The 13630-nt window shown below is 41.0% G+C and carries 9 protein-coding genes; 1 reads left to right on the plus strand and 8 read right to left on the minus strand.

Features of this window, described 5'->3' with window-relative positions; translation table 11 throughout:
- The 4 genes from HMPREF1040_RS05435 to ppsA all read right to left on the minus strand — a co-directional run.
- Positions 1-468: Crp/Fnr family transcriptional regulator (locus tag HMPREF1040_RS05435; protein WP_007392989.1), on the minus strand; the 468-nt coding region annotated here is incomplete at its 3' end.
- A gap of 19 nt (positions 469-487) precedes the next feature.
- Positions 488-1309 (minus strand): pyruvate, water dikinase regulatory protein, encoded by an 822-nt coding sequence (locus HMPREF1040_RS05440; protein WP_007392968.1) that lies wholly within the window; start codon positions 1307-1309, stop codon positions 488-490.
- Between the two features lies 1 nt (position 1310).
- Complete coding sequence (locus HMPREF1040_RS05445) at positions 1311-1955, minus strand: helix-turn-helix transcriptional regulator (protein ID WP_036257751.1); 645 nt, start codon at positions 1953-1955, stop codon at positions 1311-1313.
- Between the two features lie 70 nt (positions 1956-2025).
- Entirely contained in the window at positions 2026-4389 is a 2364-nt protein-coding gene (ppsA, locus tag HMPREF1040_RS05450) for a phosphoenolpyruvate synthase (protein ID WP_007392935.1), read from the minus strand.
- Between the two features lie 280 nt (positions 4390-4669).
- Between ppsA and HMPREF1040_RS05455 the strand changes: the two genes are divergently transcribed.
- Positions 4670-6706 carry a transglycosylase domain-containing protein gene (locus HMPREF1040_RS05455; protein ID WP_007392987.1) on the plus strand — a complete coding sequence of 679 codons (2037 nt, stop codon included), beginning with the start codon at positions 4670-4672 and terminating at the stop codon, positions 6704-6706.
- Positions 6707-6899: 193 nt separating this feature from the next.
- Here the strand turns inward: HMPREF1040_RS05455 and cytX are convergent, their stop codons facing one another.
- The 4 genes from cytX to HMPREF1040_RS05475 all read right to left on the minus strand — a co-directional run bounded on the left by cytX (position 6900) and on the right by HMPREF1040_RS05475 (position 13627).
- Entirely contained in the window at positions 6900-8075 is a 1176-nt protein-coding gene (cytX, locus tag HMPREF1040_RS05460; protein WP_007392959.1) for a putative hydroxymethylpyrimidine transporter CytX, read from the minus strand.
- Between the two features lie 127 nt (positions 8076-8202).
- Positions 8203-10998, minus strand: coding sequence for an isoleucine--tRNA ligase (gene ileS, locus HMPREF1040_RS05465; protein ID WP_007392970.1), 2796 nt, complete (start codon positions 10996-10998; stop codon positions 8203-8205).
- A gap of 410 nt (positions 10999-11408) precedes the next feature.
- Complete coding sequence (thrB, locus tag HMPREF1040_RS05470; protein ID WP_255261335.1) at positions 11409-12341, minus strand: homoserine kinase; 933 nt, start codon at positions 12339-12341, stop codon at positions 11409-11411.
- A complete protein-coding gene (locus tag HMPREF1040_RS05475; protein ID WP_007392942.1) occupies positions 12341-13627 on the minus strand; it encodes a homoserine dehydrogenase in 1287 nt (428 codons plus the stop codon). The genes thrB and HMPREF1040_RS05475 overlap by 1 nt, the downstream gene beginning before the upstream one ends.
- Between the last annotated feature and the right edge of the window lie 3 nt (positions 13628-13630).

Genomic DNA, 13630 nt, shown 5'->3' on the forward strand with positions numbered 1-13630 from the left:
CAACGATCGCTGTGATAAGTAGCGAATTTTTTTCGTCAATATTTCATTCTTTTGTGCTAATAGGGTGACTAAATTTTTCCATACTCGCATTTGAAGCGCCCCCATTGACGAATCAACAGAATATAGTGACAAAATACAGAAAAATAATATTTTAGTTGGTTCTATCGCAATAACCGACACCGTTGCTTCGCGATCTGGTTGACAGGCAAAGGCTTCACCAAACATCTGCGTTGGTGCAAGATGAGCTAAAATATTCCGATTTCCCCAATAATCTTCCTGAATAATATGTGCCGCCCCCGAAAGAACGATGCCAATCGACTCCATATGATCACCTGCAAAAAAGACAAACTCCCCTTTTTGATATGACTGCATCCTAACTCCCATCAACTGTTGTAAGGTGTGTATTTCCTCATCCGTCATCCCTACAAACAAGGGGGTTTGTTTTAATACGCCTAGCCATGTATTCATATCTATCTCCCTCGCCTACTCATTCTTCATATAATTCTTTATTACGCTTTACAATATCCATCACTAAATTAGCCGTTTCTTCAATAGCCTTCGTTGATACATCAATAACTGGACAATGTAACCGCCGCATCACACTCCGTGCATACGTGAGTTCTTCGTTAATACGTTCCATATTGGCATAACTAGCATCAGCATTCAACCCCATACTACGTAACCGTTCAGAACGAATAAAATTCAACTTAAACGGATCTATCACCAACCCGACTATTTTACGTGACGGAATGTTAAATAACTCCGGTGGCAGTGAAACTTCTGGTACAAGTGGCAAATTAGCCGCTTTAATCCGCTTATGAGCCAAATACATTGAAAGCGGTGTCTTAGAAGTCCTCGATACACCTACAATGACAATATCCGATTTAAAAAAGCCATTCGGATTTTTCCCATCATCATACTTCACGGCAAATTCAATAGCTTCTACCCGTTTAAAATACTCTTCATCCAACTGATGTATCATTCCCGGTTTTACGGTTGGTTCCGTTTCAGTCAATGTGCCTATGCCAGAAAGCATAGGACCAATAATATCAACGGCTGTCACACAATATAGCGTCGTTAATTCACGTAACTTCCTCCGTAAGGTAGGCGAAATAATAGTATAACAAATCATAGCATTGCTATGACGTGCTTTATCAACTAAATCTTGAATTTGCTGTTCCGAACGAATATACGGCATACGAACAATATCAAATACTTCTTTATCATATTGACTAGCAGCGGCACGTGCTACCCGTTCAGCCGTATCCCCCAGCGAATCAGAACATGCATAAATAACTGGTTTTGTCATATCACGTTCTCCTTCCCATTCCACATTCAACAAATACGCGGGCAATATTTGTCTTTGAAATTCTACCTACTATTTGCAATTCTTTTTTTTGCGTATCATCCTCAGCCGTATGAATATGAACAACGGGCAAACAATCAATTTCATATTCTAACAACCGTTGTGCAGCCACTACCGCTTTTTCCTCGGGTGTACTATATAACATCTTACTTACAGGCGTCATCACAAGGCGTACGGGAATCGCATGTAAGTCATTGCCGCCCATGGCGGTTTTTAATAAATCTTTACGTGAAACAACCCCGCACAATACGTTATTATCACCAACAAAAATGGTTCCTACATCTTCCGTAAATAAGGTAATAATCGCATCATATATACTCATATCTGCACCTACCACAACGGACTGGGATAAACAAGAGGAAACGGTAATTTCTGAAAGAGCTTTCACCACAGGATCTTGTGCTTGATTACCTGTAAAAAAATACCCTAATTTAGGCCGTGCATCTACTAAACCTAACATCGTTAAAATAGCTAAATCGGATCGCAGAGCAGCTCGTGTCACATGCAATCGGCCAGCAATACAATGCCCCGTAATCGGACTATGATGTTGTATAATCTCCAGTATTTTTTCTTGTCGTTCCGACAACAACACTTTCCCCTCCTATCACACCAAAACGAAAAGGCAGTCCGTCATTCCTGACGTGCCGCCTTTTTCGCTATTACCATGTATAATCTTCTGTGTCCGAGCGTCCACGTTTAGTCAACGAATCAAGCAGCAACCGTTGTTCAATTTGGGCAATACGTTTTTTCGTTTCTACTACCGTATCGGGGTTTACCGATACAGAATCAATCCCACTTTTCACTAAAAATTCTGTAAAATCAGGATATACACTCGGTGCTTGACCACAAATTGAAACAGTCTTACCATCTCTATGGGCCACCTCAATTAGATGACGAATAGCACGTTTTACTGCTAAATTACGTTCATCAAATAAAGATGCTACCGTTTCATTATCTCGATCGCAACCTAAAACAAGCATCGTCAAATCGTTAGAGCCAATCGAATAACCGTCAACAAATTTATTAAATTGATCCGCTAAAATAATATTAGCGGGAATTTCTGCCATGAGCCATATTTTAAAATCAGGACTGCGATATAAGCCTTCGGTTTCCATCAAGCGAACAATTTTTTCCATTTCATCGACACAACGACAAAATGGAATCATGACATGTAAATTGGTAAAGCCAAAATCTTCACGCACTTTTCGTACGGCTTGTACTTCTAATTTAAATGCTTCTCTATATTTGGGATTATAATACCGGGATGCCCCACGCCAACCCAAGAGGGCACTATTTTCTTGTGGTTCATACTTATCGCCCCCCGTAAGATTGCGATATTCTGACGATTTAAAATCACTAAACCGCAACGTAACAGGACGTGGTGCCATCGCTTGGCAAACCTTACGGATACCTTCGGCTAACTGATTGACCACACGTTCCGGCTGTCCTTGTTCAATTAAATACAACGGATGTTCATGAATAAACGTAGTCCAAATAAATTCTTCTCGCATCAAACCGATACCATCGCAAGGCAAAGCCCCATGTTTAGCTGCTAAGTCAGGGTTACCTAAATTCATGTATACTTTCGTCCCTGTAATCGGTACCTGTTCTGCCACCGCTAACGCGGTGTGTTGTTCCTTTTTTTCCTCTTCAACAAGGTCTTTCAATATACCGTCATAGACAATACCGTTCGTTGCATCAACGGTAATTTGCTGTCCATTTGCAATAGACGTAGTCGCTTCATTACTTCGACTTTTCGTACCAACAATACAAGGAATACCTAATTCACGACTGACAATCGAAGCATGACACGTCATACCACCTGCATCGGTAACAATAGCCTTTGCCTTTTTCATTGCGGGAACCCAGTCCGGGGCTGTCATGGTCGTAACTAAAATTTCGCCTTCTTTAAATTCTGCAATTTGTGCAGGATCTAAAATAACATGTGCCTTACCCGTTGCCTGTCCAGGACTAGCGGGCAACCCTTTAACAACAACAACTCGTTCAGCAGCCGTTTCTTTGGCTTGATTTTTTTTCGACCATACTGTTTCAGGACGAGCTTGTAAAATCCAAATTTTATTCGTCCGTTCATCAATACCCCATTCCATATCCATATAACAACCATAATGTGCTTCTATATCTTTTGCATATTGTGCTAATTCTTGTACCTGTTCATCCGTCAACACTAATTGTTGTTGTTCCGCTTCCGGCACCACTTGCTCTTCGCAATCTCCTCCAGGTAAGCGCACTAATTTAATGGGTTTTGTATTTGCCATTTTAGAAATAATACGTAAGTCTTCTTTATTAACACGGAAATTATCGGGTGTTACCGTTCCCTGCACAACATACTCACCCAATCCCCAAGCACCTTCAATCGTAATCGTCGAATCGTCACCCGTAACTAAATCTACCGTAAACATAACCCCAGCAGCCTTAGAAAAGACCATCATCTGAATTGCTGCACTTAAGGCAACATCCATATGATCGAACCCTTTTTTCTCCCGATAATACGTAGCTCTGTCGGTAAAAGTAGAGGCATAGCATTCCTTTACTTTTTGAATGACCGTATCTGCCCCTTGTACATTAAGATAGGTATCTTGTTGGCCAGCAAAACTTGCATCAGGCAAATCTTCTGCGGTTGCACTCGAACGAACAGCTACAAAAGGATTTTTAACTCCCATCTTTTCGCCCAATGCTTCATAGCCTGTACGAATAGCCTGTGCCAACGCATCTGGCATAGTTGCTTGACATACAGCTTGACGAATCATCGAGGTAACATCCCGCAATTGAACGGGATCTTCTACGTCAGTCAACTGCTTCAACAATTCTTTAATTTTTTCATCCAATCCCGTTTCTTTCATAAAATAGCGATAGCCCCATGCCGTCGTGGCAAAGCCATACGGAACGGGTACATTTGTCGAAGACGTCAATTCACCTAAAGAAGATGATTTTCCACCTACCAATGCCACATCACTCCGATGTACTTCATCAAACCATAAAACAAAAGCCTGTTCTCTATCCATATGTACGCCCTCCATCTTATATAGTATACATCATTTATGGGTTTTTCCTTTATTATAGTACTCTATTTGTTGTTTTCCGTCAAGTTTTCTTCCTCATACATTTCTTACTTTAGTAAACCGGCACTCATGCTATGCTTTATCGTTGCAATAGTATATACTTTATATATGTGTATAAAGACACTGCTTCTATTTTCTAAATTATGGTATAATAAGAAGTCAGTACCTTAGTTATTATTAGTGTTTTTATTTTAATATCTATCACAGCATGCGAGGAGGATTTATGTATACACCCAGACATAAAGCGAAACGTGTACAAAAAAAAGGCTTTTTTCGACGCCTTCGTTTCCTCATATTATTTTGTATAGTCGTTGTTGCAGGCTTAGGATTCGGCTATATTTTTGCAGCCTATCAAACCTTACCCCCAGTCAATCATAATATGCGCCCCATTGCTTCATCGCAATTATTTGATATTAAGGGACGACTCATTACTACGCTGTATTCAGAAGAAAATCGACTGCCCATTGATATTAATCAAGTGCCGCCGACATTACAGAATGCCTTTATTTCGGCCGAAGATAATCGTTTTTATCAACATATGGGAATCGATCCCATCGGTATCGGGAGGGCATTTGTTGCTAATATATTACATCGTGGTATCTCTCAAGGGGGTAGTACTATTACCCAACAATTGGCTAAAAATGCCTTTTTATCACAAAAACAAACCTTACGGCGTAAAGTGCAAGAAGCCATGCTCGCCATAGAATTAGAACGCAAGTACAGTAAAAAAGAAATTTTAGAAATGTACATGAATGAAATTTACTTCGGACAAGGTTCCTATGGTATCCAAACTGCTGCCAAAACATATTTCAACAAAAACGTCAACGAGTTATCACTAAAAGAATGTGCCGTCTTAGCTGGATTACCAAAGAGCCCAAATTATTATTCTCCTTTTAATAATCCGCAGGTAGCAAATGAACGAGCTAATGTCATTCTTGATCAAATGCAGCGATATGGTTATATTTCTGCCCAAGAATGCCACCAGGCACAGCAAGAACCACTAAAACTTGCCCCGAAAAAACGCAATGCTAAAGAAAATGATCCTATCGACTTTATCGATTATGTCACACGCCAAGTATCTGAAAAATACGGCGATGACATATTATATAAACAAGGTTTAAAAATTTACACTACGTTAGATTTAGATAAGCAAAAAGCAGCTATGCAAGCTTTCGCTAATCTTCCTACCAATTACACCGACAAAAATGGCTTGTCTCAACCTCAAGCCGCTCTCGTTTCCATCGATCCTAAAACGGGCTATATTGTGGCTATGATTGGCGGTCGGAATCACGATAGCTTTAACCGTGCAACCATGGCCAGACGTCAACCAGGTTCCGCCTTTAAGCCCTTCGTCTATGCGGCGGCTCTCCAAAAAGGCATGACTCCTGACACAACCTTTGTTGATAAGCCGATCTCCTTCGGTTCTTGGTCCCCTCGTAATGCCGGTGGCTCTTACCGTGGCACACTAACCATTCGCGATGCCTTAATATTCTCGGTTAATACGGTTGCCGTACAAACGGCCAATGCGGTCGGTCCCAATCGTATCCTCAGTTTGGCTGAAAAAATGGGCATTACGACATTACAAAAAAATGACAACAATTTAGCCATGGCTTTAGGCGGGCTAACACGTGGTGTAAGTCCTCTTGAATTAGCTAGTGCCTATGGTACCTTTGCTAACGAAGGGATTCACGTCAAACCAATGGCAATTATAAAAATCCTTGATCAAAATAACCATGTTCTCGAAGATCACTCATCGGAAGAACCAGAACAAACACAAGTGCTTTCAGCGAAAGAAGCCTACGAAATGACGAATATGCTCGAAGGCGTTATTCAAAGCGGTACCGGTCGTGCCGCCGCCATTGGCATTCCTGCCGCCGGAAAAACAGGTACTACCGACAACAATGTCGATGCGTGGTTTGTCGGCTATACGACTGATCTTGTAACGGCCGTATGGATGGGTGATGATACGGGTTCACGAAGTCTAGGTGCCGTATATGGTGGTACTATACCGGCCCGTATTTGGCGTGATTATATGCGCATTGCCGCTAGTCGCGGGGGGCATTTTGCCGTTCCACCGGGAGTGGTTGTGCCTAAGAAGGCAACTGAAGAGAACGATGCTGCCAACGATGCAGAAACGGATGATGACGAAACCGAAACGGATACAACCGCCTACACCGATAGCAAAGAGCACAAATCGCCCGTATCTAAAAATCAACAACATACAGAAACAGCCATTGAACCTTATAGTAAAGCTCATTAAACATGAAGCACCGATAAAATCGGTGCTTTTTTTATTATCTCATTTCTATCCCCTATGCCAATCCCATTACATCTTATGTTGATATCGCTTAAACGTTTCATCTCCAGTACATGCAAAAATGGCATAGCCGTTTATAACGACTATGCCAAATAATATCAGAATAAACCGTCTTATGTTTTACCGCTTATTGCCTTTACTTGTTTACGATCTTATGAATAATTACGCTAATTATCATCACGATAACCACTACTGGGAAGGTAACTCCTACGGGTGTATCAAAGGTAATGAAGAAGCGATAAATAACAAAACCAATAAGCCAAATAATCAAATTTAACCAGTTTACTGTTTCTAATCGATGGTCATGATGCAAGAAGTAATAATCAGCTAATAAAATCGCTGTCATCGGTGCAAATACCGAGCCGATGAAGTAAAGGAAATCTTGATAGGTATCCGTAGATACGGTAATCGCCAAAATAACGCCGATAACCGTAGCAATAATGGCCATCCATTTTTCTGAAGATGCCGGTGCGGCGTTGCATAAACTACGTGCACTCACTCCTGCCGAAAAGGCATCGAGGAAGGTCGTCGTTACAGTCGAAAGTAAAACGATTAAAATACCGCATAAGCCAAGGCCTGCTTTCACCATAACGGCGGCAATATCGCTTTCGCCCGTCCAAATAGCTACACCCATACCGATCAAGAACATCCACATGCTAGCAATAAAATAAGCGATACAACTAGCCGTCGTTCCGACTACTGGTTTATCGGCACGCCGTGTGTAGTCTGCTATAACCGGCAACCACGATAAAGGCATGGCTACGGCCATTTCTACACCAGCACCAAAGGTAATCATTTGCCCTGCTAGATGATAAGACGTTCCCTTGCTAATGACAACGCTCATAACAATAGTAAGAATAAATAATAGCGTCATGACAACGACATTCACTTTGTCTAATTTTTTTACCCCCAATAAAATCCAAATGACAATGAGTACGCCTACAATGATGCTCCATGCCGTAGTTCCCCACGCTTGAATAATATTCGCTGCATTGGCGGCACTAATAATCATAACTGCCGTCCAGCCAATTAATTGAATAACATTTAAAATGGAAAAAAGTCTACCACCACAATGACCAAACGAAATACGTACCGTTTCCATTGCACTAGCACCTTGCTTAGCACCAATAAGGCCCGCCCCATACATAATAATACCACCAATAATGTGACCAATAAGAATAGCAAAAAAGCCTTTGGTAAATCCCAATGGAGCAAGCAACATCCCCGTTAAAATTTCGGCGATTGAAACGCCTGCACCAAACCACAATAAGCTTAAAGAAAACGTGGTTGATTTGGTTTCTTCATGTTCCATAAAACTATCCCCCTTCTTATATAAAGTATACTTATATGGGATAGTATAGCACAGCCAATGGAGTATCACAATATATAAATAATGAGAAAAAGCATCTCTTTTTCTATAAAAGAGATGCTTTTTTATCTTATTCAGCCAACACGCTTGCACATCTAGCACATAACGTGGGATGGTTCGGATCGACACCGACGGTCTTACTATGAGTCCAACAACGTTCACATTTAGCATGTGTTGATGCTTGTACCACTACAACTAATTCAGGATGTTCTTCGCCTTGAATAGCCTTCTCTGGTGCTTTACCTTGAACCAACGTCGCGTTGCTAACAATCAATAAAGTTGCGAGCTGATCTTGCCAATCTTTTAAGAAATCATAGGTTTTTCCTGTCGCATACAAGGTAACTTCTGCATCTAAGGCATGCCCAATCGTTTTATCTTGACGTGCTTTTTCTAAGGCCCGCATCATATCCTGACGATACGAAAGGAAGGTATCCCAACGTGTAGCAATGTCTTTTTGAATATATTCAGGATGTGCCTTTGGCCAATCCGTAAGATGAACACTTTCCTTATCTTTAAATCCTACGGGCATAAATTGCCATACTTCTTCAGCCGTAAAGGAAAGGACCGGTGCGGTTATTTTTACGAGTGTCATTAACACTTCATACATCACCGTTTGCGCACTCCGACGAAGTAATGCGTCTTGTTTTTCCGTATACAACCGATCTTTAATAATATCTAAATAAACCGCACTTAAATCAATCGTGCAAAAATTATGAATCGTATGATACATTACATGGAACTGATAGGTTTCATATGATTCAGTTACACTTTCTATCACTTCTTCCAATCGCATCAAGGCCCATTTATCTAAATCTGTCAATTGATCATATGCAACGGCATCCCGCTGTGGATCAAAGTCGGCTAAACTTCCTAACAAATACCGGAACGTATTACGAATTTTACGATATACATCGGATAATTGTTTTAAAATTTTAGGCGATAAACGAATATCTCCTTGATAATCCGCCGATGATACCCATAAACGCATGACGTCAGCGCCATATTTTTCAATGACTTCTTGCGGCGCTACCGTATTGCCTACGGATTTACTCATTTTTCTACCTTCCCCATCAACCGTAAAACCATGTGTGAGAACCGCTTTATATGGAGGAATCCCGTTTGCTGCCACAGAGGTCAATAAGGAGGAATTAAACCAACCACGATGTTGGTCCGATCCTTCTAAATAGAGATCGCAAGGATAGGCTAACTCTGGATCATGGTTCAATACACCTTGATGCGTACAACCACTATCAAACCAAACATCCATAATATCGCTTTCTTTTCTAAAGTGCTTGCCGCCACAAGAAGGGCAAACAAACCCATCCGGCAATAATTCCGTTTCACTGTGAGCCCACCACGCATCAGAGCCTTCTTTTGCAAAAATGTCTTGTAAATGAGAGATAGTATCATCATTAATGATGGGTGTACCGCAATCTTCACAATAAAAAATAGGAATAGGCACACCCCAAACCCGTTGCCGTGAAATGCACCAGTCACCGCGATCACGAATCATATTATAAATACGATCATGCCCCCATGCAGGAATCCACTGGACATTATCAATCGCTTGTAATGCTTCTTGACGATACCCATCGACCGAAGAGAACCACTGTTCTGTTGCCCGATAGATAATAGGCTCTTTACACCGCCAACAATGCGGATACTGATGGCGGAACGTTTCTTTAGCAAATAAAGCATTTACAGCCGCTAAATCCTTAATAACGGGTACATTGTTATCAAAGACGAATACGCCTTCATAACGTGGAACTTTATTCGTGTATCGCCCACTACTGTCCACCGTTCCCAAGGGTTGTAATTCTGGTTTCCCCGATTGTTTGCAAACATCAAAGTCATCTTGACCATGGTCTGGTGCCGTATGAACTAAACCTGTACCAGCATCTAACGTAACATGTTCCCCTAAGAGAATCGGTGAATTTCGTTCATATAAAGGATGACGGAAAACAAACGATTTAATGTCTTCACCCGTAAGTGTTTCCGGCAATACTTCATAATCGGTGATATGTGCTGCTTCCATAACAACAGCTACGCGATCCTGTGCCATGAGCAAATATTCTTCCCCAATCCGTACCCACACATAGGTAAAGGCAGCATTTGCACTGATCGCCAAGTTACAAGGTATAGTCCATGGCGTAGTCGTCCAAATCAAAGCATAGACATTTTTCAGATCTGCCCCTTTCGGTAATGCAGTCCCTACTTGTACCGCCTGAAATTTAACAAACAAGGAAAATGATTTATCATCTTTATATTCAATTTCCGCTTCGGCTAAGGCCGTTTCACAATGAGGGCACCAATATACCGTTTTCATGCCTTTGTAAATATGACCTTTTTTCGCCATCTTACCAAAAACGCCAATTTGTTCCACTTCAATATGATGTTGCAACGTTAAATAGGGGTTTTCCCAATCTCCTAACACGCCAAAGCGAATAAATTCCTGCCGCTGTAAATTCATTTGTTCCATTGCATAGTCATGACACTTTTTACGCAATGCGAGTGGCGTCATTTCATGACGATTTAATCCTGTATTTTTAATAACAGCATGTTCAATTGGCAAACCGTGTGTATCCCAGCCTGGTACATATTTCGTATAAAAACCGCGTTGCGTTTTATATTTCAAAACAATATCTTTAAGTACTTTATTTAATGCATGCCCAATATGAAGTTTCCCATTGGCATAAGGAGGTCCATCATGCAAAATAAACTTAGGTCCATTTTTTCGTTGCTCTAATCGTTTGTGATAAATATCGTGATCTTGCCAAAACGCTAAAAATTCCGGTTCCCGTTTCGGTAAGTTTCCGCGCATCGGAAATTCCGTTTCCGGTAAATGTAATGTTTTACCATAATCCATATAAATTCCTCCCTAAAAAAAAATCATCTTCGCCCCAAAGGGACGAAGATGTAAGATCACCGTGGTACCACCCTATTAACTGCATTGCAGCCACTTGACGCCAATAACGGAGCGACCCGTCAACATGAGGCTCCCAAGTGATCCACTTGTATCTCGCTCCCATCGAGCTTCCACCATCCTCGATTCGCTATATAAGCTCCCGTTACAAGCCGTCTTGTTCTCTGCCTTTATCAATATATGTTGTATATAGACGTATTGTAAAGGGAAAAACAAACTTTGTCAAGGGAAATTTAATATAAATCAAAAAATATTAATTCTTACTTTTATAAATAAACAAAATATCAACAAAGAGAATAAAAGATAAATTTCTCCTTTGTGATAAATATATTGTTTCACTCGTTAGTAAATCATCACCGTTTTTCTTCAATAACACCACTTGCACCTGTATCTACACCCGAAAGAATATGCGTTTGTACGGCAACCTGCTGACTAGCAAATGCTTCGGTCATCGCCCTTGCAATTTCTTGCGTTTTCGTTGTCGCCACAGCCAATAAAGTAGATCCTGAACCGCTAATTGTCGCTCCGTGTGCACCTGCTGCAAGAGCAGCTTGCAAGGCTTCCTTTCCCCCACGAATGAGAGGCAACCGATACGGTACATGTATTTTATCCTGCATAGCCTCTTGTAACTGATCATATTGATGAAGCCATAAAGACGAAAGCAAATACCCAATCCGCCCCATATTATATATAGCCGTTTGTCTATCTACTTGTGCCGGTAAAATCTTCCGTGCCGTTTCCGTTTCAATTTCTATCTCTGGAATCACCACGACAAATTGTAACTCTTGCGGTAGCCGCAAAGTATGGGTTAACGGCTTTTGGTCTACCATAATAGATACGGTCAAACCGCCAAACAATGCAGGTGCTACATTATCAGGATGGCCTTCAATCTCTGTCGCTAAGGCCAATAATTGATTTTTCCTTAACGTATTTCCTGCAAGTTGATTTCCTACCAATAGTCCACCGACAATGGCAGCCGAACTGCTCCCTAACCCTCGTTTAAAAGGAATTCGATTTACAAGATGCAATCGCCCCCCTCGCGGCAAGGTATTTCCCGTTGCCACCAATGCAGACTGAATGGATTTTACCACCAAATTTTCTTCTGCCGGAAGTGTTTCTATCCCCTTCCCTTCACCTGTTACGGTAACCGTTATCCCCTTTGCTGTATCATCTATCCAAAAATAAACCTCATTGTATAAAGACAAGGCAAGTCCTAACGAATCAAAACCAGGCCCTAAATTAGCTGAAGTAGCAGGTACTTTCACATGTACACAAGTGTTCATCATTACACCTCAATTACACGAATGGCATTCGCAATTTTATAAATACACGCTAAGGATTCGAGCTTTTTCAACGCCTGTTGCACAATACTATCAGCAGAACTATCAATAAGTAATACTACTTCTGCTACTTCTGCGGTTTCATCTTTTTGAATTAACGAACGGATACTAATACCATACGTAGCAAGTACATTAGCCGTATCAGCTAAAACGCCCGTAGAATTTTTTACCATCAACCGTAAATAATAAGGAGAGGAAATGCGATCTTGTGACTTTAACTTTGCTTCATGGTTGACAAAATTACGTTGTCCTGTCATACCGATATTAAGATGCATCACCACATTCATTAAATCGCTAACGACCGCACTAGCCGTTGGCAACGAGCCGGCACCAGCACCATAAAACATGACATCACCCACACAATTTCCCCGCACGCAAATAGCATTATAAGCATCGGCCACATTGGCGAGCGGGTGATTTTTGCGAATAAGTCCTGGATGAACATTCAAGGAAATACCTTCTTCATCTTGTCGTGCTATCGCTAATAATTTGATCACATACCCCATTTCAGCTGCATGCTTAATATCTTCGGCCGTTATTTTTTCAATGCCTTCTACACGAACATCGCGAAAGGTCAATTCTGCATGAAACCCTAAGGTTCCTAAAATGGCAATTTTACGTGCTGCATCATAGCCACTAACGTCATTTGTCGGATCTGCTTCAGCATATCCCTTCGCTTGAGCTTCTTCCAACGCTTGTTGATAAGAAATTCCCCGTTCCGTCATTTGTGACAAGATATAATTGGTGGTTCCATTCATAATGCCAATAATTTCGCTAATGCGATTACTATTTAAAGACGCATACATTGCTCGAACAATCGGTACTCCGCCAGCAACACTAGCTTCAAATTGAAAATCTACGTTTTTCATATTTGATAATTTTAATAAAGGAATGCCGTAATCTGCAATTAAATCCTTATTAGCACTGACGACACTTTTTCCATGATGAAAACATTGTTCAATGCATTCACGAGCGAAATCGGCACTGCCCATGACTTCCACGACAACAGATATATCATCATCTTGAATAATCTCTTGAAAATTATCCGTAAAAGAAACGGGACCGGCTATTTCTAAGTTGCTATATTTTTCTACATCCCGTACGAGCACCCGTTTTACACTAATCTTAGTATGTAATTGCTCTTCAATTAATGCCCCGTTGTGCTGCAACAATTCAATCACACCACTACCTACCGTACCGCATCCCAATAAGGCAATATTTACTTGCTTCATTCC

Source organism: Megasphaera sp. UPII 135-E (assembly GCF_000221545.1).
GTDB classification, from domain to species: Bacteria; Bacillota; Negativicutes; order Veillonellales; family Megasphaeraceae; genus Megasphaera; species Megasphaera hutchinsoni.